A 24,777-nucleotide genomic window follows, 5' to 3' on the forward strand; every position below is an offset into this window, starting at 1 on the left:
CTTGCCGATCCTTGGGTCGGCTTTTTTTATTATCCTGCTGTCTTTCATATGGTTTTTGTATTCTGACAAGGGGCTTTGCGGCATAGTGATCTCCCGACAGTGAGGGAGCCACGAGAAACAAGGCCCGCCTGAGGGAGGGCTTCCCATTCCGGGGGGCAATATGCGAGGTGCGAGTCATGATCCTGCTGACCCTGGGGGTGGTGTTGTTCACCCTGACTCATCTTTACCCCTGTTTCGCGGCACAGCACCGCGCCCGTCTGCGGGATCGGCTGGGGGAGAACCGCTACAAGGGGCTCTTCTCGCTGCTGGTGTTCGTTGCCATCGGCTGCATCCTCGCAGGTTGGCGCAGTGCCAGCCCCATGCCCCTCTATTTTCTGCCTGTCTGGGGGCCCACCCTGGTGATGGGGATCATGCCGACCGCCCTTGTCCTGCTGTGTGCGGGGCAGGGGGCGAACCATTTCCGTCGTTGGCTGGTGCATCCCCAGCTGCTCGGGGTGCTGCTCTGGTCGGGGGCCCATCTGGCGGTGAACAGCGAGGCGAGTTCTCTGGTGCTGTTTGGCGGGCTCGGTCTCTGGGCACTCATCAGCATCGTCTGGATTTCGATGCGGGAGTGGGGTCGTCACCCCCGTGCCGCCGCCACCTGGCAGGGGACGGGGATCAGTCTGGGGGCGGGGCTGGCGCTCACGGCTCTGCTTATCTTCTGGGGACACGGCTGGCTGACCGGGATCCCCCTGCACTGATCCCTGAACCAGATTCCGGGGTCTTGCGTATGATGGACAAAACAATGGGAGTCACGTCGATGAAATGGTTCACCCTGCTGCTGATGCTCGGTTCGGGCGCGGTCTCCGCCGCCTGCCCCGATTACTTCAACGTGGAGATGCGGGAGCTCAACAGCACCCAGCGCCACAACCTCTGCCAGTTGACCGAGGGCAAGGTGGTGCTGGTGGTCAACACCGCCTCCTACTGCGGTTACAGCGGTCAGTTCCGGGATCTGGAAGCCCTCTATCAGGGCTACAAGGAGAATGGACTGATGGTGTTGGGCTTCCCCTCCAACGATTTCTGGCAGGAGGCGGGCAACGAGAACAAAACCGCCGAGGTGTGCCGCCGGGACTACGGGGTGACCTTCCCCATGTTCAACCGGGTGGCGGTGCGGGGTTCGGATGCGGTGCCGCTGTTCAAGGGGCTGGCCGCGGCTGCCGACGGTGATGCGCCCAACTGGAACTTCCACAAGTACCTGGTCGGGCGGGACGGCAAGCTGATTGCGAGCTATGGCGCCAACCAGAATCCGTCGGATGATCCTCTCAAACAGCAGATCATCGATGCCCTGGGGCACTGACCCTACCCCATGGCGGGCCGCTCTGGAATAATGCGGCCCCGCCATCCACTCCGGTGACTCCGTGCTGCAACGTCTTCCCCAAATGGTGATCTTCGATGCCCTGGTTCGTGAACAGGGCATCTCGGCGGCTGCGCGCCGCCTCGGGGTCTCCAAATCCCACATCAGCAAGCAACTCGCCCTGCTGGAAACCGCGCTCGGCGCCCAGCTGGTACAGCGCACAACCCGCCGTTTCGGGCTCACCGAACTGGGTCAGGAGTATGCCCGCCACTGCCGCGCTCTGGTGGCGGTGGCACTGGAGGCGGAATCCATGGTGGCGGAGCGCCGTGGCAAGGTGAGCGGCGTGCTCCATCTGGGGGTTGGTCAATCCTTCGGGCGGTTGCACGTGATCCCGCGCCTCAAGGCGTTTCAAGCACGTTATCCGGATCTGGAGCTGGAGGTGTCCCTGTTCGATCACCGCACCAATCTGGTGGATGAGGGGCTGGATCTTTGGATCACCACCTACGAGGACAAACCCGAGTCCCTGGTCGGGCAGCGACTGGCAGACATCGGTTTCGTGCTGGTGGCCTCGCCGGATTATCTGCTGAGTCACGGCACGCCACTGCACCCCAGGGATCTGGCCCATCACAATTGCATCACCTACCAGAGCCGGGAGCGGCGCTACCACGAGTGGTCATTTCGCCAGGGCAAGGAGCGCCAGACGGTGCAGGTGGCGGGCAACTATCGGGTGGATCTGGCGGAAGCGGTGCGGGACGCCGCCCTGGCCGGGCTCGGCATCGCCTATGTGGCCAACTACCTGCTGGACAAGGAGCTGCAATCTGGTCAGCTCATCCCTCTGCTGCCCCAGTGGCAACCGAACCAGAAGATGGCGGTGCACGCCGTCTATGCCAGGCGAGAGCATCTGGATCCCAAGATCCGCCTCTTCATCGACTTCCTCAAGGAGAGCTTCGGACCCGGGCCCTACTGGGCGCAGCGACTCGCACCCTGGCTCGGGGGGAAATTGTCCGGCACCGAGGAATAATCGTTTCCATACAAGAACACTGGCGTGAGTGCGGTTTCAAAGTTGTGTCAAATCAGTCAGTTGGCGCAACCGATATCGTGCAAACGTTTTTGCTAACAGGGTTGTAACCCGGCAGGGTTGCGGCGGTGAGGGAAGGGGAGCAGAATCCGCGCCCATCTTCAGCCTCACTGGATGGAATCCCCATGATTGCCCTGCTTGGTATCCTGAGCATCCTGGCCCTGGCCGCACTCTGCTCTGATAATCGTCGTCGTATCCCGTTGCGAACAGTGGGCTTTGCCCTCTGCCTGCAAGTGCTCTTCGCCGCCCTGGTACTCTGGCTGCCCGCCGGTCAGCAGGTCTTGAACGGTGTCAGCGAGAGCGTCAGCAGCGTCATCGGCTACGGCCAGGAGGGCATTGCCTTCCTGTTCGGGGATCTGGCCAAGTTCAAGCTGGGCTTCATCTTCGCCTTCAACGTGCTGCCGGTGATCATCTTTTTCTCCGCGCTGATCGCCATCCTCTATCACATCGGCCTGATGCCCAAAGTGATCGCCCTGCTCGGCGGCGGCCTGCAGAAATTGCTGGGCACCGGCCGCGCCGAGAGCCTCTCTGCCACCGCCAACATCTTCGTCGGCATGGTGGAAGCGCCGCTGGTGGTCAAACCCTATCTCTCCAGGATGTCCGATTCCCAGTTCTTTGCGGTGATGAGCTGCGGGCTGGCCTCGGTAGCCGGCGGCACCCTGGTGGGCTACGCCAGCATCGGGGTCGAGCTGAAATACCTGATTGCGGCGGCCTTCATGTCCGCCCCTGCCGGGCTTGCCATGGCCAAGATCCTGGTGCCGCCCGCCGCGCAAGAGGAAGATCACCACGAAGACGTGGAGATCCCCCGCGCCACCAACGTCATTGAAGCGGCCGCCGATGGCGCCATGGCGGGTCTCAACATCGCCGTCGCCGTGGGGGCGACCCTGCTGGCCTTCGTCGGCGTGATCGCCCTGCTCAACGGCCTGCTGGGCTGGGCTGGCGACCTGGTGGGGCTGGAGCTGAGCTTCCAGATCATCCTGGGCTGGCTGTTCGCCCCCGTCTCCTGGCTCATCGGCGTCCCCTGGGATCAGGCCCAGGCGGCTGGGGCGCTTATCGGCACCAAGATCGTCATCAACGAGTTCGTCGCCTTCATTGCCCTGGTGCAGGATCAGACCTTGAACGAGTCGAGCAAGGCCATCGTCACCTTCGCCCTGTGCGGTTTCGCCAACATCTCTTCCATGGCGATCCTCATCGGCGGCCTGGGGGCCATGGTGCCGGAGCGCAAGTCCTTCATCGCCCGCTACGGCATGCGCGCCATCCTGGCGGGGGTGCTGGCAAACCTGATGAGCGCCTCCCTGGCAGGCTTGTTTCTCGCCCTCTGATAGACCCTGGAAGTCAGCACCTTCCGGTCATTGCCCGCTTCGGCGGGCTTTTTTGCACCCGCTTGCAGGCAAAAAAAAAGCGCCTCTGGGGAGGCGCGGGGAAAAGACAGATTGGAAGCGTCACATGGGTGCCACCTGAATGAGGGATGAGCCGTCCCATCCAAGTGTGAAGCCATGATGCCTGATGCTCTCTGAAGCGCTTCTGAGGCGATTCTTCATACTGTGTTCATTTTCAAAATGCTGCTGTAATGTGATTTTTAAATGTTTGATGCTGAAATAAAATAAATAATCAGCGATTTATTTTGTTGTGCGGCGCAAAAGAAAGATGAATCGGGGCGGTGGGCATGCTCCTGCCATGGGGCGGATCCGTCGAAATATTATCCCAATGTCTGCTCAACGCATCACGCAACCATGCTGCTAGATGGAAAGCAACCAGCATGTGATTGGGGTGTTGCCCGTCATGGGCAGTGCAACGCCGCCTGCGATCTGTTGTTGGGACCAGCAACTCGCATGTGATGGAGATGCCGCTCGTCAGAGGATCCGCGCGAGTGGCCTGCGGTCTGTGGTGCCAGCACCCGCAACCCGCATTTGACAGGGAGGCGCGCCCTTTCATGGGGTCAGCGCGAAGTGGTCTGCGGTCTCCTGCTCCAGTGCCAGCAACCAGCGCTTGATGGGGATGCCTCCTCCGTAGCCGGTCAGTTCACCGCTGCGCCCTATGACCCTGTGGCAGGGCACTATGATGCTGAGGGGATTGCGGCCGTTGGCGGCGCCCACCGCCCGCACCGCCCTGGGGTTGCCGATGGCCTCTGCAATCTGGAGGTAGCTGACGGTCTCGCCGTAGGGGATGTCGCACAGCGCCTGCCACACGGCCTGCTGGAATGGTGTGCCCGTGGCGGCCAGGGGGAGATCGAAGCGCCGCAGGCGGCCGGCAAAGTAGGCGGCAAACTGCTCGACGAAGGGGGCCAGGGCGGCATCATCCCGCTGCCACTCCGGTTGCGGCAGGACGGGGCGCTCCCCTTGCATGAATTCCACGTGGCGCAGCCCGGCCCCATCGATGGCGATGAGCAGGGGCCCCTTGGCACATTCACAAAAGCTGTACTGCATTCTCTTGTCCTCGGGCATGTGGCAGGTCACTCCAGCACGGGCTTGCCGCGGGTGGATTTGATCTCTCCCTTGCGTTTCTTGGCATCGACCCGCTTGCGTTGGGAGCTGCGGGTCGGCTTGGTGGCGTGGCGGGCCTTGGGGCGCCACGCGGCTTTTTTCAGCAGCTCGGTCAGGCGGCTCATGGCCTCCTTGCGATTCATGTCCTGGCTGCGATGGGTCTCGACCCTGATCTGGATGAAGCCGTCGTGAACCCGGCTGTCGCTGAGCCGCTCCAGTCCCTCCTTGTAGAGCGGCGGCAGGCTGGGGGAGTCGCGATAATCGAAGCGCAGCCAGACGGCGGAGTCGGTCTTGTTGACGTGCTGGCCGCCATTGCCCTGGGCCCGCATGGTCTGGAATTGCAGTTCATGCCAGGGGATGATCACGCTGTTGGAGATGACTAACATGGGGTGATGCTCTCATTTGGTGCATCAAGGGAGTCTGGTGCAGCTTGGTGCCTCATTATGGGGCGAGATGCGCTTCCTTGGTGATCCTGAGCCTTTCTGGCTCAGAGTGTCATATCTATCTATATGAAAATAAACGATAAAAATACTTGGCACAAGAATTGATGACCCATTCGTGACATACCATGGATTGGGAGCAACCAGATGAAGCTGATTACTGCGATTATCAAACCTTTCAAGTTGGACGACGTGCGCGAGGCCATCGCCAACCTGGGGGTGGAAGGCCTGACCGTCTCCGAAGTGAAGGGTTTTGGTCGCCAGAAGGGGCACACCGAATTATACCGGGGGGCCGAGTACCAGGTCGACTTTCTGCCGAAGGTGAAGCTGGAGATCGCCACCGCAGACGAGAACGTCGAAGGGGTGATCGAGGCCATCTGCAAGGCGGCCTATACCGGCAAGATCGGTGACGGCAAGATTTTCGTCTATGACCTGCTGCAAGCGGTGCGTATTCGTACTGGTGAGAGCGACGACGAGGCGCTCTGAGTACGCCCCTTTGCCCGGCCGGGTCGGGCAAAGGTCCGGGCAGGTTCTGCCGACAGTGTGAATGGGTGGTCGTCGAAAGACCGGATGGGATTCCATCCGGTCTTTTTGTTTGGCCGCTGATTAAATAGATCGTTCCAACCCAGCAAACCGCCTTGATCCTCTCCTCCCGATTCATGCAGAATGCAAACGAAAATGGTTATCACTCTTTACGCAGACAAGGAACGGATGATGAAAATGAAGATGTTGGCACTGGCTTTCTCCACGCTTGTCGCCCAGTCGGCGTTCGCCGCCCAGGAGGTAAACGTCTATTCGAACCGTCAGGATGAGCTGATCAAGCCCATCATCCAGCAGTTCGAGAAGGAGACCGGGATCAAGGTCAATGTGGTGTTTGCCAAAGAGGGGCTCAACGAGCGTCTGGAACGGGAAGGCAAGCTCTCTCCGGCCGATCTGATGCTGACCGTGGACATCAGCCGTCTGACCGAGCTGGTGGACAAGGACCTGGTGCAGCCGGTGGACAGCAAGACGCTGCAGGAGAACATCCCCTCCATCTATCGCGATCCGGACAACCGCTGGTTCGCCCTGACCACCCGGGTGCGTGCCATCTACTCCAGCAAGGAGCGTCTTGGCAAGCTCGACACCATCCGCTACGAAGATCTGGTCAAGCCTGAATTCAAAGGAAAAATTTGTACCCGTAGCGGCAAGCACGAGTACAATGTGGCGCTGGTTTCGTCCATGATTGCCCATCACGGCATGGTGGATACCAAGACCTGGCTGGAAGGGGTCAAGGCCAACCTGGCGCGCAAGCCCCAGGGCAACGACCGTGATCAGGTCAAGGCGATCAAGGACGGCATCTGTGATGTCTCCCTGGGCAACAGCTACTACCTGGGTGCCATGTTGAAGGACCCGGCGCAGAAGTCCTGGGCCGACGCGGTGGAAATCAACTTCCCGAACCAGGGTGATCGCGGTGCCCACGTCAACGTGAGCGGCGTGGCCATGACCAAGTATGCCAAGAACAAGGACGCAGCACAGAAGCTGATGGAGTTCCTCTCCGGGGATACCGCCCAGCACATGTATGCGGATGTGAATGCCGAGTACCCGGTCAAGGCGGGGGTCGAGCCTTCTGCCATGGTCAAATCCTGGGGCACGTTCAAGTCTGACCCCATGCCGGTCAGCGATTATGCCAAGCACCGCAAGGACGCCTTGCAACTGCTGGATGAAGTGAAATTCGACTTGTAATCAGATGGGGCCAACGGCCCCATCAACTTCTGTGGACTCATGAAACATTTTGGATGGATTGCCGGCAGCTGGGTCACCGCCCTGCTGCTGGGTTTGCCGGTACTCGCCCTGGTCTTCTCCGCCTTCTCGGCTGATGGGGAACTGTTTGCCCACCTCGCCGATACCGTACTGCCCGACTATCTGCGAAACACGTCCGGCCTGGTGCTGGGGGTGGTCTGCCTCAGCCTGCTGTTCGGAGTGCCCACCGCCTGGCTGGTGGCCATGTGCGAGGTGCCGGGGCGCCGCGCCCTGCAATGGGCGCTGATGCTGCCCATGGCGATGCCCTCCTATATCGTTGCCTACGTCTATACCGACCTGCTCGACTACTCGGGCCCGCTGCAGGCGGGGCTGCGTGCCCTGTTTGGCTGGCAGGGGCCGGCCGACTACTGGTTCCCGGCCATTCGCTCCCTCGGGGGCGCGGCCTGGGTGCTGGCGCTGGTGCTCTTCCCCTATGTCTATCTGCTGGCACGGGCCTCCTTCCTGGAGCAGTCGGTCAGCCTCATTCACTCCAGCCGTCTGCTCGGCTGCACCCCCTGGCAGAGCTTTCGCCGCTTGAGCCTCCCCCTGGCCCGTCCGGCCATCATGGTGGGGGCATCTCTGGTCGCGATGGAAACTCTGGCGGACTTTGCCACCGTCCACTTCTTTGCCATCAACACCCTGACCACCGCCATCTACGACACCTGGCTCGGCTACGGCAGCCTGGCGACCGCCGCCAAGCTCTCCTGTCTGATGCTGCTGGCGGTGGTGCTGCTCATCGCGCTGGAGCGCCGCTCCCGCCAGCGCCAGCAGGTGTTCCAGAAGTCCATGGGCTTCGAGCAGCCCCTGCGTTACCCCCTCGGGGGCCTGAGGGGCGTGCTGGCCGGGCTCTGGTGCTGGGGCCTGGTGCTGGCGGGGTTCGCCCTGCCGTTCGTCATCCTGCTCGATTACGGGGTGCGTTACTTCGCGCTGTCGTGGACGCCCGAATTCGTGCGCTTTGCGGGCAACAGCCTCGCCATCTCGGCCCTGACCGCCCTGCTGGCCATGGCCATTGCCCTGCTGCTCGGCTTCTTCCGTCGCCTCGATGGGGGGACTCGCAGCCTGCTGCCCCTGCGCCTCGCCGCCATGGGCTATGCCATGCCGGGGACCGTGCTGGCCATCGGCGTGCTGGTGCCGCTCACGGCCCTTGATTTTGGCATCAACGATCTGGCCGAGTGGCTCGGGATGCCGGGCCCCGGTCTGCTCCTGACCGGCACCCTCACCGCCATCGTGTTCGGCTATCTGGTGCGCTTCGTGGCCATCGCCATCGGGTCGGTGGAGAGCAGCATGAGCAAGATCTCCCCCAGCCTCGACATGGCGGCCCGCTCTCTGGGGCAGGGGGCGGGCGGCATGCTGCGTCGCATTCACCTGCCGCTGGTACGGCGCGGTCTCTTTGCCGGCGCCATGCTGGTGTTCATCGAATCCATGAAGGAGCTGCCCGCCGCCCTGCTGCTGCGGCCGTTCAACTTCGAAACCCTGGCGACCCACGTCTATCAGTTCGTCTCGGACGAGATGCTGGAGCGGGGGGCGCTCGGTGCCATCGTCATCGTGCTGGTGGGGCTGATTCCCCTGCTGTGGATCAACCGTACCCTGGATGGTCCAGGCCATTGAGCGGCCCCGTCCGGCATCACTACGCGAGAGGAAAAGAACCTTGTCCTGCCTGAATATCGAGAAGGTCAGCTGTCACTACAATGGCCGCCCCGTGCTGGAGCAGCTCTCCCTGCAGGTGGCCGACAACGAGATTGTCTGTCTGCTGGGGGCCAGCGGCTGTGGCAAGACCACGCTGCTCAAGGCGGTGGCCGGTCTGCTGCCCCTGGCCCAGGGGGAGATCCGGCTGGGAGAGACCCTGCTCGATGCCCCCGGCGTGAGTGTGCCGCCGGAGGCCCGCCATATCGGCATGATCTTCCAGGATTACGCTCTCTTTCCTCACCTGACGGTGGCCGAGAACGTCGGCTTCGGCCTGACCGGGCAGGATCGCGGCAGCCGCCAGCAGCAGGTGGAAGAGGCGCTGGCGCTGGTCAACCTGCAGGGGTTGGGGGAGCGCTATCCCCACCAGCTCTCCGGCGGCCAGCAGCAGCGGGTGGCCATCGCCCGCGCCCTGGTGTGCAAGCCGCGCCTGATGCTGCTGGACGAGCCCTTCTCCAACATCGACACCCAGGTGCGGATGAAGCTGATCCTCGAGATCCGCGCCCTGCTCAAACAGCAGGGCATTGGTGCCATCTTCGTCAGCCACAGCAAGGAAGAGGCCTTCGCCTTCGCCGACCGGCTGGCCCTGTTTCGTGCCGGTCGCATCGAGCAGGTGGGGGAGCCGGAGCAGCTCTATCGCCGCCCCGGGAACCGCTTCGTGGCGGAGTTTCTCGGCGGGGTCAATTATCTGGCGGCCGAGGTGGTGGACAGCCACTGCGTGCAGACCCTCCTTGGAACCATCTGCGGTCAGGAGCCCCATGGCCGCGCGGTGGGGGAGCGGTTGCAGCTCATGCTCAGACCCCAGCAGTTGGCGCTGACGGCGGCGGATGACGGTGAGCTCCGGGTGCGTGAGCAACAGTTCCTGGGCCATCACTGCCGGGTACTGGTGGAGTGTGGCGGCCAGCAACTGGAAGCCAGCATCGGTGAGCCCCTGGAAGGGGAGCGCGCGCGGGTGACCGTGGCTCCTCATGCCCTGGTGTTGTTTGACCCCTTGCCCTGAGTGCGTGGTATTGTCGTGAAATCAATGAACTGGAAGCGCGCTGGTTTATAATCGCGCCACGCCCATAGCCAACGCACTTGGAGAGAGACATGAAAGCCCAAGCCGGGATCTGCGCAGAGCCGAATCTGCACGCCCTCTATCTGATGTTCAATCGCACCGGTGACGCCGCTGCCCTGACCTCCCGCCTGGCGAGCCTGCCAGCACTCTGGGAGGCGGTGAGTGCCGACTTCCCCGATGCGGCCTTCAGCGGTCTGGTCGCCGTCGGGGCCGACGCCTGGGATGATCTCTATCCTGCTGCCCGGCCGCCCCAGTTCCGCGGTTTCATGGCGCAATCCGCCAACGGTCAGGAGGCCCCCAATACCCCGTTTGATCTCTTCGTACAATTGCGTGCTGATCGGGTGGACGTGCTGCATCATGCCGGTCATCGCGTCATGGCCCTGCTGGCCGGGCTTGTTGAATTGGCCGAGGAAGTCCGCGGTTTTCGCAACCAGGATTGCCGGGATCTGACCGGTTTCGTCGACGGCACCGAGAACCCGCAGGATGAGCACCGCGCCGAGGTGGCGTTGCTGGACGGCGGCGAGTTCGCCGGTGGCTCCTATATCCACGTGCAGCGCTGGGTCCACGCCATGAGCGACTGGGAGAAGCTGGCCCTGAAGGAGCAGGAAGACATCATAGGTCGCACCAAGGTCGACAACATCGAATACGAGTCCGCCGACAAGCCGCTCACTTCCCACATCAAGCGGGTCAACCTCAAGACCCCGAAGGGAGAGTCCATGGAGATCCTGCGCCAGAGCATGCCCTGGGGCACCATGAGCGAGCAGGGGCTCTACTTCATCTCCTGCTGCCGCACGCCGCTGCACTTCAACGCCATGCTGGCCAGCATGTACAAAGGGGAAGGTAGTCACTTCGACCACCTGCTGCGCTTCACCCGGGCGGTGACCGGCGCGGCCTTCTTCGCCCCTTCCGTCGATTTTCTGGTAGCCGAGGGCAAATAAGCCCGGCCTGCCGACCGCTCAAAACAAAAAATCCCGGCCAAGGCCGGGATTTTTGTGCGGATCGCCCAAGGCGACCGGATCAGGGCGTCTGCTCGAACAGCTCGAGGGCGGAGAGGTAGAGCTCCTCGATGTCGGTATCGCTGGTCGGGGTGATGAAGATGGTGTCATCACCGGCGATGGTGCCGAGGATCCCTTCGGCCTTGCCGAGGGAGTCAAGCAGGCGGGCGATCAGCTGAGCTGCGCCGGGGCTGGTGTGGATCACCACCAGAGCGCCGTTGTGGTCGACATCCAGCACCAGGTTCTTGAGGGGGCTGGAGGTGGTGGGCACGCCCAGTTCCACCGGCAGACAGTAGACCATCTCCATCTTGGCATTGCGGGTGCGAACGGCGCCGAAGCGGCTCAGCATGCGCGAGACCTTGGACTGGTTGATGTTCTCGAAGCCCATCTCTTGCAGGGCAGTCACTATCTCTGCCTGGGAGCCGAAACGCTCCTCTTTCAGCAAGGCTTTAAAGGCCTTGGCCAGTTTTTCTTGCTTGTCGTTATGTTTCATCTTGGACTCACGAATGAGGGGAGTGACCGCCTGTCACGCTCAGGCGGCAGATACGAACAGCGCTGCTATTTTGCATTCATATGCCTGTTTTGGCAAGGAAGCGGCGCTTGTTCTGCATATTGATTCAAATATAGCTTGCATCAACTTATGCTGGCGCTAGAATCAGGACGAAATTTTGAAAACTTATTCAATTGGGCTGTATGGGTATCGAATTAATCGGCATCGAAAAATCCTGGCACAAGGTGCCGGTACTGCAGCAGGTGAGCTTTCGGACTGCTCCCGGCGAGACCTTGGTATTGCTGGGCCCGAGCGGGGCAGGCAAGAGCTCTCTGCTGCGCATGATGAACTTGCTGGACACGCCGGATGCCGGTGTGTTGCGCATCGCAGACAGTGAATTTTCTTTCCCGTCCAGCCTCTCTACTGCCGAATTCAACCGTCAGGCACAGGCGCTGCGCCGCAAGGTGGGCATGGTGTTCCAGCAGTACAATCTGTGGCCGCACCTCACCGTGATGGAGAATCTGATTGAAGCGCCCGTCAAGGTGCTCGGCATGAGCCGCGAGGCGGCCATCGAGAAAGGGGCCTATCTGCTGGCCCAGCTGCAACTGGCCGACAAACGGGACGCCTGGCCCGCACGGCTTTCCGGTGGCCAGCAGCAGCGGGTCGCCATTGCCCGGACCTTGATGATGGATCCTCAGGTGCTGCTGTTTGACGAACCGACGGCTGCCCTGGATCCCGAAATTACCAAAGAGGTGGCGGAGATCATCCGCACCCTGAGCCAGACCGGCATCACCCAGGTGGTGGTGACCCACGAGGTGGAGTTCGCCCGCAAGGTGGCCAGTCAGGTGATCTATCTGGAGAAGGGGCGGATCATCGAATCCGGCACCGCCGCCATCTTCCAGTCCCCGCAAACCAGCCGGTTTGCCGAATTCTTGATGCATTGATATTGAGTCGATAAGGAAGCTGTCATGAAAAAGAGTCTGTTGCTGATCGCCGCCATGGGTCTGCTGAGCACTTCTGTGCTGGCCAAAGAAATCAAGTTCGCCACCGAGGCAACCTATGCGCCGTTCGAATACCTGGATGACAAGAACGAGTTCCAGGGCTTTGACATCGATCTGGCCCGCGCGGTCTGCGAGCAGGCCAAGCTGGAGTGCAGCTTCCACAACCAGGCCTTCGACAGCCTGATCCCCAGCCTCAAGTTCCGTCGCTATGATGCCGTCATCGCCGCCATGGACGTGACGCCGGAGCGGGCCGCCCAGGTCGACTTCTCCGATATCTATTACGAGAACTCCGCGGTGTTCGTCGCCAAGAAAGAGACCTTCAAGGGGCCGGACGATCTGGTGGACAAGACAGTCGGCGTGCAGAACGGCACCTCCCACCAGTCCTATCTGGTGGACAACTGGGTGAGCAAGGGTCTGCTGACCGTGCCCTACGCCAGCTACCAGAGCGCCTTCCTGGACATGATGAATGGCCGCACTGACGGCGTGTTTGCCGATACGGCGGTGGCCGCCGACTGGCTCAAGCAGCACAAGGAATACGCCGTGGTCGGTACCCCGGTGACCGACGCCAAGTACTTCGGTACCGGTTTTGGCATCGCGGTGGCCAAGGGCAACCAGGAACTGCTGACCCAGCTGAACAAGGGGCTGGCCGAGATCAAGGCCAACGGCACCTATCAGAAGATCTATGACAAGTACTTCGCGCAGTAAGCCATGTTGAGCCTGTTGTTGGATGCAGCCTGGATGACCCTCGGGCTGGCCTTGGCATCCCTGGTCGGTGGCATGGTGCTGGCTCTGGCATTCAGTGCGGCTGAGTTGAGCAAGCAGCGTTGGCTGGTGTGGCCCGTGGCCACCCTGACCACCTTGATCCGTGGTCTGCCCGAGTTGCTGGTGGTGCTCTTCATCTACTTCGGCTCGACCCAGGTGCTGTTCCTCATCACCGGGGAGTATGTGGAGTTCAGCCCGTTCGCCTGCGGTGTGCTGGCGCTCTCCCTGCTGTTTGCGAGCTACGCCACCCAGACCCTGCGTGCCGCCCTCAATGCGGTGCCCGCGGGGCAGCGGCTGGCGGCGCAGGCGCTCGGCCTGGGCAAGGGGCACACCTTCTTTCGCATCGTGCTGCCCCAGGCCTGGCGTCACGCCCTGCCCGGGCTCGGCAACCAGTGGCTGGTGCTGCTGAAAGACACCGCTCTGGTCTCCCTCATCGGGGTGAACGAGATGATGCGTCAGGCACAGATGGCTTCGGCCAGCACCTATCAACCCTTCACCTGGTACGCCGCTGCCGCCCTCATCTATCTGGCCATCAGTCTGGTGAGTGAATTCGGCTTGAAGCAGGCGTCCCGCTATACCCGCCGTTACGGAGGCTGACCATGCAGGATTACCTGATGACCCTGCTGGGAGGGCTGGCGATCACCTTGCAGCTTACCGCATTCAGCTTGCTGCTGGGCGTGCTGATGGCGGCCGGCATGACCTGGGTGCTGGAGCGTCGCATTCCGGTGGCGACCCAGCTGGTGCAGCTCTGGGTGCTGGTCTTTACCGGTACGCCGCTGCTCATCCAGATCTTCCTCATCTACTACGGGCCTGGCCAGTTTGAATGGCTCAAGGCGGGGCCGCTCTGGCCGCTGCTCAAGCAACCCTGGTTCTGCGCCGTGCTGGCGCTCGGTTTCAATACCGCAGCCTACTCCACCCGGCTGTTCAAGGGAGCGCTCGACGCCATCCCCGCCGGTGAAGTGGAGGCCTGCCGTGCGCTCGGCTTCTCGGCCGGACAGACCCTGTGGATGAAGACCCGCCATGCCGCCCGTCGGCTGGTCCCCGCCTATTCCAACGAGGTGATCCTGGTGCTCAAGGGGAGTTCGCTCGCCAGTACCATCACCATCATGGACATCATGGGGCTGGCCCAGCGTCTCAATGCCCAGACCTATGACACTCTGGCGGTGTTCACCGTGGCCGGAGCGCTCTATCTGACCATGAATGGATTGTTAACAATTGGTTTCCGCTGGTGTGAGCGTCGGGCACTGGCTTTCCAGTCCTGAAGCAGTCACATTTACCTCTTAATGGTGAGGAGGACACAGGAAATCTGTGTCTTTCCTCCCATTTATCGCATATTCCTCTCCGCTTTCATCGCCGCTTGTTCCCTGGCTCACAGAACCCGTGATTACAACTGTTATCAGATTGTTTTTTAGGAGGGGATCCTTTAAGGTGAGGCGCACAATAAGAATCAGCATTAACCCAACTAGAAACAACCTTAAACCTACGCTTAGACATGGAGTTGATCATGAAAGTTGCCGTTCTGGGTGCCGCCGGTGGTATCGGCCAAGCCCTCGCTCTGCTGTTGAAAAACCGCCTGCCTGCCGGTTCCGAACTGAGCCTGTATGACATTGCCCCGGTCACTCCGGGCGTGGCGGCGGACCTGAGCCACATCCCGACTGACGTGAAAGTAAAAGGTTTCTGCGGTGAAGATCCGAGCCCGGCTCTGGTCGGTGCCGATGTCGTGCTGATCTCTGCCGGCGTGGCGCGCAAGCCCGGCATGGACCGTTCCGACCTGTTCAACATCAACGCCGGTATCGTCAAGAACCTGGTGGAAAAGTGTGCTGCTTCCTGCCCGAAAGCACTGATCGGCATCATCACCAACCCGGTCAACACCACGGTCGCCATCGCCGCCGAAGTGCTGAAGAAAGCCGGTGTCTATGACAAGCGTCGCCTGTTCGGCGTGACCACCCTGGATGTGATCCGTGGCGAGACCTTCGTGGCCGAAGCCAAGGGCCTGAACGTTGACAAGGTACGTGTCAACGTCATCGGCGGCCACAGTGGCGTGACCATTCTGCCGCTGCTCTCCCAGGTTGAAGGCGCCAGCTTCACCGCTGAGGAAGTGGCTGCCATGACCAAGCGCATCCAGAATGCCGGTACCGAAGTGGTGGAAGCCAAGGCCGGTGGTGGTTCCGCCACTCTCTCCATGGGTCAGGCAGCCTGCCGTTTCGGTCTGTCGCTCATCAAGGGTCTGCAAGGGGAAGCCAATGTCATCGAGTGTGCCTATGTGGAAGGCAACGGTGAGCACGCCACCTTCTTCGCGCAGCCGGTGCTGCTCGGCAAGAACGGTGTCGAAACCGTGCTGGACTACGGCAAGCTGAGCGCCTTCGAGCAGGAAGCGATGGACAGCATGCTGGCCACCCTGAAGGCTGACATCCAGCTGGGCGTCGACTTCGTCAAGTAAGTCTCTACGTCGACCGCAAGGGGAGCCCAGGCTCCCCTTTGTCATTTTCGGGGCTGGGTGTAGCGGGCTAAGGAGATGGCCCTGGCTGCCGATAACAGAAGGCAGCAGGAGATCCCTATGATAAAACCAAGAACCCTCATCGCCATTATCGGTGTGTGCAGCTTCCCCTTGCAGGGGGCGGAGTCCACCTCGGCCGCCGTGCCCACCCAGGCGGTGGCGGTTGCAGCCGCGCCGCCATCCCCGGCGTCTGCCCCCTTGTCACCGGCCTCATCATCGGCCCAGCCAGCCCTGACGCCAGCCTCTTCTGTCGCCACGCCATCCCTCCCTGTGTCAGCAGCGCCAGCCCAGGCGCCATCCGCATCCGCACCTGTACCGTCCGCACCGGCAGCTGCGCCGCTGCCCAGGGCGACGACACAGGCATCCGCTGCTGCGGGAGAGTTGCAGGCCGTGCCGCTCTATCGCCAGGACGAACTGCTCAACTGGATAGAGCAGGGGCGACATCTGGCCCGGGTGAAGCAGGACAGGTGCCAGCTCACCCAGGATATCGAGGCGCGGGCCTCGGTGATGAAGATCCCTGCCTATCAGTTCCTCTGGGGGGACATGCTGGCGTGGGGGGTTTGCACCAAGCCGGACGCCCAGATCGGAGTGCAGTACATGTGGGAGGCCGCCAACCAGGGGCTGGCGCCGGCGCTGGAACAGCTTGGCCGCTATTACTGGAAGGGGATCCTGGTTCAGAAGGATCTGGTGCGGGCCGAGACCCTGATGCGGGAAGCCGCGAGCCTCGGCTTCTTACGGGCACAGATGGAGTGGGTGGAGATGTTGCTGCAGGGCATGGGAAGTCCGCTGGATTACGAGGAGGCGTATCACTGGCTGCACGGCGCCGTCATCGGTGACAAGGCCATGCACCAGAAGGCGGCGAGCCTGCTCAGCCGGCTCGGCAACCGGATGCCCGCCAATGCCATCGCCCGTGCCAAGGCGATGCACTGAGTCCTGATAGTCCGCTTTGATATTACAAGGCCCACGAAGCTGTGCTTGTGGGCCTTGTGCATTTTCCCGGTCAGGGGAGGGATCAGAGGTCCTGATGGGGGCCGAAGACCTCGTAGTGCATCCGCTCGGCAGGCACGCCCACATTCTCCAACTGAGCTTTGACTGCCTTCATGAACGGGACAGGGCCGCAGAAATAGTAGTGGGCGTCGGCCGGAATGAGGTCGGTGACCTGCTCCAGTGCCAGAGTGCCGCTGAAGTCGTAATCCTCTCCTTTGACATCCTGCTCCCCCGGCTCCCGATACCAGACCCGGCTCTCCAGTTTCCCGTGGTGCCTGCTCTTTGCCCGGATCTCGTCCCTGAACGCGTGGTGGGCGCCGTGTTCGCAGGCATGAAGCCAGCGAATATCCATATCCGGGCCCTCGGCCAGCAAGTGGTTGAGCATGCTCAGCATGGGGGTGAGGCCGACCCCGGCGGAGATCAGCACCACGGGCGTGTCTGTCACCTCTTGCAGGAAGAAGTCGCCGGCCGGCGGCATGATGTCGACCGTGTCACCGATGTGAAGATGATCATGCAACAGGTTGGAGGCCTGACCCCTGAGTTCGCGCTTGACGCTGATGCGGTAGTCGCGGCCATTGGGGGCGTCCGAGAGGGAGTACTGGCGGATCTCCTGATGCTCGAGGGCGGGATGAACCAGCTTGATACTGAGATATTGCCCCGGTTTGAAACGCAACACGGGGTTGCCATCGAGGGGGGCCAGGACGAAAGAGGTGATGAGTTCACTCTCCTGACGCTTCTCCTTGATGATGAAAGGGCGGGTTCCCTGCCAACCACCGTCCTGGCTTGCCTTTTCCCGATAGAGCTCGCTCTCCCGGCCGATAAAGATGTCGGCCAGCACACCGTACGCCTTGCCCCAGGCGGTAAGGACCTCCTCCGTGACAGCGTTGCCACCCATTTCTTTGAGCGTGGCCAAGAGATGACTACCCACAATGTGATATTGTTCCGGCTGGATCAGGAAACCCGTGTGTTTGTGGGCGATGCGTTCAACGGCTCCGGCCAGGGCCCCCAGATTGTCAATGTTCCTGGCATAGGCCGCCACCGCACTGAACAGTGCCAAGGGCTGTCCCCCGCTACGCTGGTGAGCCAGGTTGAAGACATCCTTCAACTCGGGATTGTGGCTGAACATGCGCTGATAAAAGTGCCGTGTGAGGTCAGGGCCCGCCGATTCGAGCAAAGGAATGGTGCTCTTGATGACGGCGATGGTGGCTTGGTCTAACATAGGAGGTCCTTTCTAATTGAACATCTGGAATGTCACTTATTAAGTTGCATCCTAAATGTTTAATTGATCTGGATCAATCATCAATTCTTCGCGCTAGGCGCTACAGGCACTATGAGACTAACGAGCTATACCGATTTTGGATTGAGAGCCCTGCTCTATCTGGCCACCCTGCCGGAGGGGGAACTGTCGAGCGTGGCCAAGGTATCCGCCTTGTACGACGTATCCCGCAACCACATGGTGAAGGTGGTGAACCAGTTGGTGAAACTGGGCTATCTGCAGTCACAACGCGGCAAGAATGGTGGCATCCGCATGGCGCGCTCCCCCGACGAGATCAATATCGGGCAAGTGATCCGGGCATTGGAAGGCAATCTGGACGGGATCGACTGCAGCTCCCCGGTCTGCCATATCGTCTCCGTCTGTCTGCTCAAGAGTGCCTTGAAGGAGGCGATGAACGCCTTCCTCGCGGTGATGGATGGCTATACGCTGCAGGATTTGCTGGCAAACCGTGACGAGTTGCAGCAGGTGTTCGGTGAGCTCATCCCCACTCTGGTGCTGGAGCCGGATGACGAGAGCGAGTGAAACAAAAAGGCTGCCATCGGCAGCCTTTTTTCAATCCTCGTACCCTGAATCGTCCCGGTACAGGTGCGGCATGATCCTCGCCATCTTCACCATGTTGTTCTCCACTTCGAGAATCTCGATAGGGTAGCCCGCCAGCCTGACACTGATGTTGGGTTGGGGGATCTCCTCAAGGTACTCCAGGATGGCGCCATTGAGGGTCCGTGGGCCGTCCATGGGCAGGTGCCAGTCCATCTCCTTGTTCAGCTCGCGGATGCTGGCGGAGCCTTCGACCAGGAAGGAGCCGTCCGGCTGGGGATGGATCTCGTCACTCGGGGTCGGTGTCATGGAGGTGGTGAAGTCACCGACAATCTCTTCCAGGATGTCGTCCAGGGTGATCAGCCCCTGAATATCGCCATATTCGTCGACGATAAGGCCAATTCGCTCCTTGTTGCGCTGGAACTTGGCCAACTGCACGTTGAGGGGGGTCCCCTGGGGGATGAAATAGATGGGGTCGACTTCCCGCAGCAGGCTGGACTTGCTGAACTGATCCCGGGCGACCAGTCTCAGGGCGTCCCGTGAGTGCAGGAAGCCGACGACGTCATCGATGTTGTCGCGATAGAGCAGGATCTTGGTGTGGGCGCAGTGGGCCAGCTGGCGCAGTATGATCTTCCAGTCGTCATTGATGTCGATGGCGGAGATCTCGCTGCGCGGGACCATGATGTTCTCCACCGTCATCTTGTCGAGATCCAGGATGCTTATCAGCATCTCCTGGTGGTGCTTGGGAATGAGATTGCCCGCCTCGTTGACGATGGTGCGCAGCTCTTCGGAATTGAGGGAGTCATCCTTGTTGTGCTCTAGACGCAAGAGTTTCAGCAGCAGGTTCGTGATGCTGTTGATGAGCCAGACAAGGGGAGCGAACGGCACCATCAGCCCCTTGAGGATCCAGGAGGCAGGGTAGGCTATCCGCTCGGGGAACATGGCCGCCAGTGTCTTGGGGGTGACTTCCCCGAATACCAGTACCACCAGGGTCAGCCCGAAGGTGGCAATGGCGACGCCGAGATCCCCGAACAGCCGGATGCAGACGATGGTCGCGATGGCGGAGGCCAGGATGTTGACCAGATTGTTGCCGATGAGAATGAGGCCAAGCAGGCGGTCCGGCCTGGCCAGCAGCTTCTCGACCCGGCGGGCAGCTTTGTGCTTGGTCTGGGCCAGATGCCGCAGCTTGTAGCGGTTGAGCGACATCAGACCGGTTTCGGAACTGGAGAAGAAGGCTGACAAAAGGATCAAGATAACGAGAACAATCAGCAATGTACTCGTTGAGATACTGTCCAAGAAGGGCTCCTGTAAGGATGGTTGGGGAATGTTCGTGCGTCAGCTAAGCAGCACTTCCTTGACGAAGCGGCTGCCAAAATAGGCCAGTGTCAGGATGAAGCTGCCGATGAGGCTCAGCATGATGACCTTGCGGCCGCGCCAGCCACGGGTATGGTGACCCCAGAGCAGCAGAGCGTAGACGCACCAGGCCAGGATAGAGAGGATGGCCTTGTGGGACTTGCCCTGGGCAAACATGTCTTCCAGGAAGAACAGGCCGGATGCGATGGAGAGGGTCAGCAGCAGCAGACCTGCGGAAATGAGCTGAAACAGGCGTTTCTCCACCGTCATCAGGGGTGGCATGGCTGGCAGGTGGCTGATCTTTCTGGATTTCAGTTGCCTGTCCAGGCAGGCAAGCTGGAGGGCAAACAAGCAGGCGATCATCAGTACCGAATAGGCCATCAGCGCGAGGCCTATGTGCAGCAGTAACTGGGGGTGTGCTTCCAGATGGGTGATGTAGCGCCCGGGAATGAGCGCGCTGGCTGCCAGCAGCAGGGCTGAAAAACTGTAGACGACGGGGAGCAGGATCCAGCCGTTGAAGCGTCGGGTGACGCAGGTCATGAAGCAACTGATGATAAGGCTGACCAGGGACGCCACGTTCAACATGCTGAGATTCTGGCCGGAATGGGTGGCCAGCACTTCGCTGCCCACCGCCATGCCATGGGCGGTCAGGGCCAGGCCGACACAGGCGAACAGCGATACTTGCCCGACGGGCTTGGCGCTGAGCAGCAGGTGCAGTGAGGCGATGATGGCCAGCAGGTAAAACGCCAGGGCCAGAACAGAGATCACGATCATAACCAGGTCGTTGTCAAACAAGCTTTATGGATAAGAGGGGCAGTATACCTTGCACAAGATATGCTCGCCAGTTGTGCCAGAGGCTAACTGCCCACATATAAGTAGGCGTTGATGGTCACCGTGCGGCGAATAATCGTCCTCCGGCGTTGACTGGGGTATACTGCCCTCCATTTGTTGACCTGCCCGTTCGATGGCAGGCCGCCGCGGCAAGCGGCGAGTAATCGTCCCTAGAGTGCTGACCGGGGTATAATGCCCCCAGTGTCACGCCAAGAACCGGAAAGCGTCATGTTTGAGAATTTGACTGAACGACTCTCGCGCACCCTGCGCAACGTCAGCGGCCGCGGCCGTCTGACCGAAGAGAATATCAAGGATACCCTGCGCGAAGTCCGCATGGCGTTGCTCGAGGCGGACGTCGCCCTGCCGGTGGTGCGCGATTTCGTGGCGCGCGTTAAGGAACGTGCCGTGGGCCAGGAAGTGGCCAAATCCCTGAGCCCGGGCCAGGCCTTCATCAAGATCGTCCATGGCGAACTGGTCACCGTAATGGGGGAGGCCAACGAACAGCTCAACCTGGCTGCCCAGCCGCCGGCCATTATCCTGATGGCAGGTCTTCAGGGGGCCGGTAAGACCACTACGGTCGGCAAACTGGCCAAACTGCTCAAGGAGCGCAGCAAGAAAAAGGTGCTGGTGGTCAGTGCGGACGTCTACCGTCCGGCGGCGATCAAGCAGCTTGAGACCCTTGCGGGCGACATCGGTGTCGACTTCTTCCCGAGTGATGCCAGCCAGAAACCGATCGCCATTGCCACTGCCGCCATCGATCAGGCGCGCAAGAAGTTCTATGACGTGGTGATCGTCGATACTGCCGGTCGTCTGCACGTCGATGGCGAAATGATGGCGGAGATCCAGGATCTGCACGCCACCATCAAGCCTGTCGAAACCCTGTTCGTGGTGGATGCCATGACAGGCCAGGATGCTGCCAATACCGCCAAGGCCTTCAACGAAGCGCTGCCGCTCACCGGTGTGATCCTTACCAAGGCAGACGGTGATGCCCGCGGTGGTGCCGCACTGTCGGTTCGCCATATCACCGGCAAGCCGGTCAAGTTCATCGGTATGGGTGAGAAGACTGACGCGCTGGAGCCGTTCCATCCGGATCGTCTCGCCTCCCGCATCCTCGGCATGGGGGATGTGCTCTCTCTCATCGAAGAGGTGGAGCGCAACGTCGATAAAGAGAAGGCGGCCAAGCTGGCCAGCAAGGTGAAGAGCGGCAAGGGCTTCGACCTGGAAGACTTCCGTGAGCAGCTGGCCCAGATGCGCAACATGGGTGGCATGATGGGGATGCTCGACAAGCTGCCCGGCATGTCCGGCCTGCCGGACAACATCAAGGATCAGATGGATGACAAGCTCACCGTGCGGATGGAGGCCATCATCAGCTCCATGACGCCGAAAGAGCGTGCCCATCCCGATCTCATCAAGGGCTCCCGCAAGCGCCGCATCGCTGCGGGCTCCGGCATGCAGGTCCAGGATGTGAACAAGCTGCTCAAGCAGTTCACCGAGATGCAGCGCATGATGAAGAAAATGTCCGGCAAGGGCGGTATGCGCAAGATGATGGGCCAGATGAAGAACATGCTGCCCCCCGGATTCGGTGGTGGCGGTCGCGGTCCGTTCTGATTTTCCTGCTGGTCAGGTAGAAAGGCTCACCCTGGTGAGCCTTTTTCATGCCAATCCCTGCGCAAAAAATAGCTGGCTTGGTTGCAATTATTACGAATCCAAGTAGAATTACGCGGCTTATTTTAAGCTAGGGTCTGCGTATTTGCAGGCCTTGTTCATTAGATGTTTATGAGGACGATATGGTAACCATTCGTTTACAACGTGGTGGCGCGAAAAAGCGTCCGTTCTACCAGGTAGTAGTTGCTGACAGCCGTAACGCCCGTGACGGTCGTTTCATCGAGCGCGTCGGTTTCTTCAACCCGGTTGCTGCTGGTAACGCTGAAAAGCTGAACCTGGACCTGGCTCGTATCGAGCATTGGGTTGCTACTGGTGCCGCTGTTTCTGACCGCGTTGCCAAGCTGATCAAAGACGCTGCCAAAGCTGCTTAATCAGCCAAACGGTAGGGAGTTAAGGTGGAAAAACCTGTAGTTCTGGGCACCCTGGGGACCGTTTACGGAATCAAGGGCTGGCTTAAAGTGAACTCCTTCACCGATGTTGCCGAAGCGATTTTCGATTACAACCCCTGGCTGATCAATCAGAACGGGGCGTGGCGTGAAATCCGGGTGTCATCCTGGAAACGTCACAACAAGGGTCTGATCTGCAAACTCGATGGTATCGATGTGCGTGAGGATGCCCTGGCATTGACCAACGTCGAGATTGGCGTTCCCGCCGATCTGTTGCCTGCGTTGCCCGAAGGGGAGTTCTACTGGCGTGACCTCATTGGTTGCACCGTGGTAACCACCAAGGGATACGACCTGGGCAAGGTGACCGAATTGATGGAAACCGGCTCCAACGATGTGTTGGTGGTTGAGGCCAATGTAAAAGATGCCTTTGGTGCAAAGGAGCGGTTGATACCGTTCCTGGAAGAGCAGGTGATCAAGAATATTGATCTGACTGCTCGAACAATCGAAGTTGATTGGGATCCTGGTTTCTAGTTTCCCGCGCTAACACGGGTGCCGGAGGTTTCTTATGTGGATTGGGGTCATTAGCCTCTTCCCGGAAATGTTCCGAGCCATTACCGAGCACGGGGTAACGGGTCGGGCCGTCAAGAGTGGCCTGCTGCAGATTGAGTGCTGGAACCCTCGGGACTTCACCCACGACAAACACCGTACGGTCGATGATCGTCCTTATGGTGGTGGGCCCGGCATGTTGATGATGGTTCAGCCGCTGCGTGATGCCATTCATGCAGCCAAGCAAGCGGCGGGAGACGGGGCGAAAGTCATCTATCTCTCTCCTCAGGGACGCAAGCTGACTCAAGCGGGCGTAACCGAGTTGGCGACGAATCAGAAACTGATTCTGGTCGCCGGTCGATACGAAGGTATCGATGAGCGCGTGATACAAACCGAAGTCGACGAAGAGTGGTCTATCGGGGATTACGTGTTAAGTGGTGGCGAGTTGCCTGCCATGACCCTGATCGATGCGGTTTCGCGTCTGGTCCCGGGGGTCTTGGGTGATCAGGCCAGTGCCGAGCAGGACTCCTTCACGGATGGGCTGCTGGATCATCCCCACTATACTCGGCCGGAGGTGTTGGATGGATTGGCGGTGCCCGAGGCGCTGACAAGCGGCAATCACGAAGTGATTCGGCGCTGGCGACTCAAGCAATCGCTCGGACGAACCTGGCAGAGAAGGCCGGAACTTATTAACAACCTAGCTCTGACTGACGAGCAAGAATCACTTCTTGCCGAGTATGTCCGCGAAGTGCGTGACAGCGTTAAGTAGAGTTTTCAGTTTATCCTAGGTAAGGAAAGACAATGAGCAAGATTATTCAGCAGCTTGAACAAGAGCAACTGCGTACCGACATCCCGGCTTTTGCCCAGGGCGACACCGTACGTGTTCAAGTTCGTGTTAAAGAAGGTGGTAAAGAGCGTCTGCAGGCTTTCGAAGGCATCGTGATTGCCAAGCGTAACCGCGGTCTGCACTCTGCTTTCACCGTTCGCAAGATCTCCAACGGCGAAGGTGTTGAGCGTGTATTCCAGACTCACTCTCCGCTGATCCACAGTGTAGAACTGAAGCGTCGTGGTGATGTTCGCCGCGCCAAACTGTACTACCTGCGCAACCTGTCCGGCAAAGCTGCTCGTATCAAAGAGAAGCTCAACTAATTCGATTCGAATTGGTGTCGGTATGTCGGCGAAAAGCTCGACAGGTAGTGAAAAGGCTCGCCAATGGCGAGCCTTTTTTGTATCCGTGTGCGGGGTATTGGCTCAACCGGGCTGGCTGACCCGCACCACCGAGTTGTCACGCCCGAAGGGGCCAGGCACATAGTCGTCCGCCTCCCAGTCGTTGTCATAAAGGGTTTCACCATCGGGTTGCACTAGCTGATAGCAATACTCGAAATGGCTGGGGCCATCGGTCGGCAGGTTGAGTGTCGCCTTGAACTCCCCGTTTTTCATCCTCTTCAGTTCAATGGGCTGCCACTGGCTGAATTCACCCAGCAGCAAGACCTGCTCGGCATCACCGGCGGCCTCCTTTTCGACGGCAAAGGTCACCTTGACCTCGGGACGGGATTTGAGGAATTGCTTGTTGATCGGCATATGGACTCCTTGTCACT

The 24,777-nt window shown here is 60.3% G+C and carries 28 protein-coding genes; 21 read left to right on the forward strand and 7 right to left on the reverse strand.

Going from position 1 to position 24,777, the window contains the following annotated elements; all coding sequences use genetic code 11:
• Nucleotides 1-176 precede the first annotated feature (176 nt).
• The 4 genes from I6L48_RS06675 to I6L48_RS06690 all read left to right on the forward strand — a co-directional run bounded on the left by I6L48_RS06675 (nucleotide 177) and on the right by I6L48_RS06690 (nucleotide 3,733).
• Complete coding sequence (locus tag I6L48_RS06675; protein WP_113069598.1) at nucleotides 177-740, forward strand: NnrU family protein; 564 nt, start codon at nucleotides 177-179, stop codon at nucleotides 738-740.
• A gap of 59 nt (nucleotides 741-799) precedes the next feature.
• Entirely contained in the window at nucleotides 800-1,336 is a 537-nt protein-coding gene (locus I6L48_RS06680; protein ID WP_113069599.1) for a glutathione peroxidase, read from the forward strand.
• Nucleotides 1,337-1,418: 82 nt separating this feature from the next.
• On the forward strand, nucleotides 1,419-2,354 hold the full coding sequence (locus I6L48_RS06685) for a LysR family transcriptional regulator (RefSeq protein ID WP_010673064.1): 936 nt from the start codon (nucleotides 1,419-1,421) through the stop codon (nucleotides 2,352-2,354).
• Between the two features lie 182 nt (nucleotides 2,355-2,536).
• Nucleotides 2,537-3,733: a NupC/NupG family nucleoside CNT transporter gene (locus I6L48_RS06690; protein ID WP_041214468.1), complete on the forward strand. Its 1,197-nt coding sequence runs from the start codon at nucleotides 2,537-2,539 to the stop codon at nucleotides 3,731-3,733.
• Nucleotides 3,734-4,342: 609 nt separating this feature from the next.
• On the opposite strand, the gene I6L48_RS06695 is transcribed toward I6L48_RS06690, so the two are convergent.
• Both I6L48_RS06695 and arfB read right to left on the reverse strand, forming a co-directional pair.
• The gene (locus I6L48_RS06695; protein WP_041215824.1) at nucleotides 4,343-4,837 is read right to left on the reverse strand and encodes a methylated-DNA--[protein]-cysteine S-methyltransferase; all 495 of its coding nucleotides are present in this window, start codon (nucleotides 4,835-4,837) and stop codon (nucleotides 4,343-4,345) included.
• Nucleotides 4,838-4,863: 26 nt separating this feature from the next.
• Nucleotides 4,864-5,280: an alternative ribosome rescue aminoacyl-tRNA hydrolase ArfB gene (gene arfB, locus I6L48_RS06700; protein ID WP_010673067.1), complete on the reverse strand. Its 417-nt coding sequence runs from the start codon at nucleotides 5,278-5,280 to the stop codon at nucleotides 4,864-4,866.
• Between the two features lie 201 nt (nucleotides 5,281-5,481).
• On the opposite strand from arfB, the gene glnK reads away from it, so the two are divergent.
• From glnK to I6L48_RS06725, 5 genes are all read left to right on the forward strand, one after another.
• Nucleotides 5,482-5,820: a P-II family nitrogen regulator gene (gene glnK / locus I6L48_RS06705; RefSeq protein ID WP_005332325.1), complete on the forward strand. Its 339-nt coding sequence runs from the start codon at nucleotides 5,482-5,484 to the stop codon at nucleotides 5,818-5,820.
• Nucleotides 5,821-6,048: 228 nt separating this feature from the next.
• Nucleotides 6,049-7,056, forward strand: a complete 1,008-nt coding sequence (locus tag I6L48_RS06710; protein ID WP_202043105.1) for a Fe(3+) ABC transporter substrate-binding protein — start codon at nucleotides 6,049-6,051, stop codon at nucleotides 7,054-7,056.
• A gap of 39 nt (nucleotides 7,057-7,095) precedes the next feature.
• A complete protein-coding gene (locus I6L48_RS06715; RefSeq protein ID WP_039039972.1) occupies nucleotides 7,096-8,721 on the forward strand; it encodes an iron ABC transporter permease in 1,626 nt (541 codons plus the stop codon).
• Nucleotides 8,722-8,761: 40 nt separating this feature from the next.
• On the forward strand, nucleotides 8,762-9,796 hold the full coding sequence (locus I6L48_RS06720; protein WP_041214470.1) for an ABC transporter ATP-binding protein: 1,035 nt from the start codon (nucleotides 8,762-8,764) through the stop codon (nucleotides 9,794-9,796).
• An 89-nt stretch (nucleotides 9,797-9,885) separates the two neighbouring features.
• Entirely contained in the window at nucleotides 9,886-10,791 is a 906-nt protein-coding gene (locus tag I6L48_RS06725) for a Dyp-type peroxidase (RefSeq protein ID WP_042864452.1), read from the forward strand.
• A 79-nt stretch (nucleotides 10,792-10,870) separates the two neighbouring features.
• Here the strand turns inward: I6L48_RS06725 and argR are convergent, their stop codons facing one another.
• Entirely contained in the window at nucleotides 10,871-11,341 is a 471-nt protein-coding gene (gene argR, locus I6L48_RS06730; RefSeq protein WP_005308670.1) for a transcriptional regulator ArgR, read from the reverse strand.
• Between the two features lie 200 nt (nucleotides 11,342-11,541).
• On the opposite strand from argR, the gene I6L48_RS06735 reads away from it, so the two are divergent.
• The 6 genes from I6L48_RS06735 to I6L48_RS06760 all read left to right on the forward strand — a co-directional run bounded on the left by I6L48_RS06735 (nucleotide 11,542) and on the right by I6L48_RS06760 (nucleotide 16,528).
• Nucleotides 11,542-12,282, forward strand: a complete 741-nt coding sequence (locus tag I6L48_RS06735; protein ID WP_041214472.1) for an ATP-binding cassette domain-containing protein — start codon at nucleotides 11,542-11,544, stop codon at nucleotides 12,280-12,282.
• 24 nt (nucleotides 12,283-12,306) lie between these two features.
• Complete coding sequence (locus I6L48_RS06740; RefSeq protein WP_010673073.1) at nucleotides 12,307-13,044, forward strand: arginine ABC transporter substrate-binding protein; 738 nt, start codon at nucleotides 12,307-12,309, stop codon at nucleotides 13,042-13,044.
• Between the two features lie 3 nt (nucleotides 13,045-13,047).
• Nucleotides 13,048-13,698 carry an arginine ABC transporter permease ArtQ gene (gene artQ, locus I6L48_RS06745; protein ID WP_042864450.1) on the forward strand — a complete coding sequence of 217 codons (651 nt, stop codon included), beginning with the start codon at nucleotides 13,048-13,050 and terminating at the stop codon, nucleotides 13,696-13,698.
• 2 nt (nucleotides 13,699-13,700) lie between these two features.
• A complete protein-coding gene (gene artM, locus I6L48_RS06750; protein WP_010673075.1) occupies nucleotides 13,701-14,363 on the forward strand; it encodes an arginine ABC transporter permease ArtM in 663 nt (220 codons plus the stop codon).
• Nucleotides 14,364-14,605: 242 nt separating this feature from the next.
• Entirely contained in the window at nucleotides 14,606-15,541 is a 936-nt protein-coding gene (gene mdh / locus I6L48_RS06755) for a malate dehydrogenase (RefSeq protein WP_010673076.1), read from the forward strand.
• A gap of 396 nt (nucleotides 15,542-15,937) precedes the next feature.
• Nucleotides 15,938-16,528 (forward strand): tetratricopeptide repeat protein, encoded by a 591-nt coding sequence (locus I6L48_RS06760; RefSeq protein WP_029313773.1) that lies wholly within the window; start codon nucleotides 15,938-15,940, stop codon nucleotides 16,526-16,528.
• Nucleotides 16,529-16,610: 82 nt separating this feature from the next.
• On the opposite strand, the gene hmpA is transcribed toward I6L48_RS06760, so the two are convergent.
• Entirely contained in the window at nucleotides 16,611-17,804 is a 1,194-nt protein-coding gene (gene hmpA / locus I6L48_RS06765) for an NO-inducible flavohemoprotein (protein WP_210600299.1), read from the reverse strand.
• Nucleotides 17,805-17,915: 111 nt separating this feature from the next.
• On the opposite strand from hmpA, the gene I6L48_RS06770 reads away from it, so the two are divergent.
• Nucleotides 17,916-18,383, forward strand: coding sequence for an Rrf2 family transcriptional regulator (locus I6L48_RS06770; protein WP_039039978.1), 468 nt, complete (start codon nucleotides 17,916-17,918; stop codon nucleotides 18,381-18,383).
• Between the two features lie 30 nt (nucleotides 18,384-18,413).
• Here the strand turns inward: I6L48_RS06770 and I6L48_RS06775 are convergent, their stop codons facing one another.
• A complete protein-coding gene (locus tag I6L48_RS06775; RefSeq protein ID WP_010673081.1) occupies nucleotides 18,414-19,694 on the reverse strand; it encodes an HlyC/CorC family transporter in 1,281 nt (426 codons plus the stop codon).
• Nucleotides 19,695-19,733: 39 nt separating this feature from the next.
• Nucleotides 19,734-20,525 carry an inner membrane protein YpjD gene (gene ccsA / locus I6L48_RS06780; RefSeq protein ID WP_039040017.1) on the reverse strand — a complete coding sequence of 264 codons (792 nt, stop codon included), beginning with the start codon at nucleotides 20,523-20,525 and terminating at the stop codon, nucleotides 19,734-19,736.
• A gap of 285 nt (nucleotides 20,526-20,810) precedes the next feature.
• Here ccsA and ffh point away from each other — a divergent pair, with 285 nt between their 5' ends.
• The 5 genes from ffh to rplS all read left to right on the forward strand — a co-directional run bounded on the left by ffh (nucleotide 20,811) and on the right by rplS (nucleotide 24,328).
• Nucleotides 20,811-22,190 carry a signal recognition particle protein gene (gene ffh, locus I6L48_RS06785; protein ID WP_010673083.1) on the forward strand — a complete coding sequence of 460 codons (1,380 nt, stop codon included), beginning with the start codon at nucleotides 20,811-20,813 and terminating at the stop codon, nucleotides 22,188-22,190.
• Between the two features lie 179 nt (nucleotides 22,191-22,369).
• Nucleotides 22,370-22,618 (forward strand): 30S ribosomal protein S16, encoded by a 249-nt coding sequence (gene rpsP / locus I6L48_RS06790; RefSeq protein ID WP_010673084.1) that lies wholly within the window; start codon nucleotides 22,370-22,372, stop codon nucleotides 22,616-22,618.
• Between the two features lie 24 nt (nucleotides 22,619-22,642).
• Nucleotides 22,643-23,164: a ribosome maturation factor RimM gene (rimM, locus tag I6L48_RS06795; RefSeq protein ID WP_039039979.1), complete on the forward strand. Its 522-nt coding sequence runs from the start codon at nucleotides 22,643-22,645 to the stop codon at nucleotides 23,162-23,164.
• A gap of 34 nt (nucleotides 23,165-23,198) precedes the next feature.
• Entirely contained in the window at nucleotides 23,199-23,948 is a 750-nt protein-coding gene (gene trmD, locus I6L48_RS06800; protein WP_005308699.1) for a tRNA (guanosine(37)-N1)-methyltransferase TrmD, read from the forward strand.
• Nucleotides 23,949-23,980: 32 nt separating this feature from the next.
• The gene (gene rplS, locus I6L48_RS06805; protein ID WP_005313505.1) at nucleotides 23,981-24,328 is read left to right on the forward strand and encodes a 50S ribosomal protein L19; all 348 of its coding nucleotides are present in this window, start codon (nucleotides 23,981-23,983) and stop codon (nucleotides 24,326-24,328) included.
• Between the two features lie 102 nt (nucleotides 24,329-24,430).
• On the opposite strand, the gene I6L48_RS06810 is transcribed toward rplS, so the two are convergent.
• A complete protein-coding gene (locus I6L48_RS06810; RefSeq protein ID WP_010673087.1) occupies nucleotides 24,431-24,760 on the reverse strand; it encodes an isoamylase early set domain-containing protein in 330 nt (109 codons plus the stop codon).
• Between the last annotated feature and the right edge of the window lie 17 nt (nucleotides 24,761-24,777).

The organism is Aeromonas sp. FDAARGOS 1418, assembly GCF_019048585.1.
Lineage (GTDB): Bacteria > Pseudomonadota > Gammaproteobacteria > Enterobacterales > Aeromonadaceae > Aeromonas > Aeromonas caviae.

Bases quoted from the DNA above. Each gene is read 5' to 3' on its own strand.
- trmD (WP_005308699.1), top strand. From the start codon at position 23,199: ATGTGGATTGGGGTCATTAGCCTCTTCCCGGAAATGTTCCGAGCCATT.
- hmpA (WP_210600299.1), bottom strand. From the start codon at position 17,804: ATGTTAGACCAAGCCACCATCGCCGTCATCAAGAGCACCATTCCTTTG.
- rpsP (WP_010673084.1), top strand. From the start codon at position 22,370: ATGGTAACCATTCGTTTACAACGTGGTGGCGCGAAAAAGCGTCCGTTC.
- ffh (WP_010673083.1), top strand. From the start codon at position 20,811: ATGTTTGAGAATTTGACTGAACGACTCTCGCGCACCCTGCGCAACGTC.
- I6L48_RS06735 (WP_041214472.1), top strand. From the start codon at position 11,542: ATGGGTATCGAATTAATCGGCATCGAAAAATCCTGGCACAAGGTGCCG.
- I6L48_RS06740 (WP_010673073.1), top strand. From the start codon at position 12,307: ATGAAAAAGAGTCTGTTGCTGATCGCCGCCATGGGTCTGCTGAGCACT.
- argR (WP_005308670.1), bottom strand. From the start codon at position 11,341: ATGAAACATAACGACAAGCAAGAAAAACTGGCCAAGGCCTTTAAAGCC.
- I6L48_RS06675 (WP_113069598.1), top strand. From the start codon at position 177: ATGATCCTGCTGACCCTGGGGGTGGTGTTGTTCACCCTGACTCATCTT.
- I6L48_RS06715 (WP_039039972.1), top strand. From the start codon at position 7,096: ATGAAACATTTTGGATGGATTGCCGGCAGCTGGGTCACCGCCCTGCTG.
- rplS (WP_005313505.1), top strand. From the start codon at position 23,981: ATGAGCAAGATTATTCAGCAGCTTGAACAAGAGCAACTGCGTACCGAC.
- I6L48_RS06685 (WP_010673064.1), top strand. From the start codon at position 1,419: ATGGTGATCTTCGATGCCCTGGTTCGTGAACAGGGCATCTCGGCGGCT.
- artM (WP_010673075.1), top strand. From the start codon at position 13,701: ATGCAGGATTACCTGATGACCCTGCTGGGAGGGCTGGCGATCACCTTG.
- arfB (WP_010673067.1), bottom strand. From the start codon at position 5,280: ATGTTAGTCATCTCCAACAGCGTGATCATCCCCTGGCATGAACTGCAA.
- artQ (WP_042864450.1), top strand. From the start codon at position 13,048: ATGTTGAGCCTGTTGTTGGATGCAGCCTGGATGACCCTCGGGCTGGCC.
- glnK (WP_005332325.1), top strand. From the start codon at position 5,482: ATGAAGCTGATTACTGCGATTATCAAACCTTTCAAGTTGGACGACGTG.
- ccsA (WP_039040017.1), bottom strand. From the start codon at position 20,525: ATGATCGTGATCTCTGTTCTGGCCCTGGCGTTTTACCTGCTGGCCATC.
- mdh (WP_010673076.1), top strand. From the start codon at position 14,606: ATGAAAGTTGCCGTTCTGGGTGCCGCCGGTGGTATCGGCCAAGCCCTC.
- I6L48_RS06695 (WP_041215824.1), bottom strand. From the start codon at position 4,837: ATGCAGTACAGCTTTTGTGAATGTGCCAAGGGGCCCCTGCTCATCGCC.
- I6L48_RS06770 (WP_039039978.1), top strand. From the start codon at position 17,916: ATGAGACTAACGAGCTATACCGATTTTGGATTGAGAGCCCTGCTCTAT.
- I6L48_RS06710 (WP_202043105.1), top strand. From the start codon at position 6,049: ATGAAAATGAAGATGTTGGCACTGGCTTTCTCCACGCTTGTCGCCCAG.
- I6L48_RS06690 (WP_041214468.1), top strand. From the start codon at position 2,537: ATGATTGCCCTGCTTGGTATCCTGAGCATCCTGGCCCTGGCCGCACTC.
- I6L48_RS06725 (WP_042864452.1), top strand. From the start codon at position 9,886: ATGAAAGCCCAAGCCGGGATCTGCGCAGAGCCGAATCTGCACGCCCTC.
- I6L48_RS06680 (WP_113069599.1), top strand. From the start codon at position 800: ATGAAATGGTTCACCCTGCTGCTGATGCTCGGTTCGGGCGCGGTCTCC.
- I6L48_RS06810 (WP_010673087.1), bottom strand. From the start codon at position 24,760: ATGCCGATCAACAAGCAATTCCTCAAATCCCGTCCCGAGGTCAAGGTG.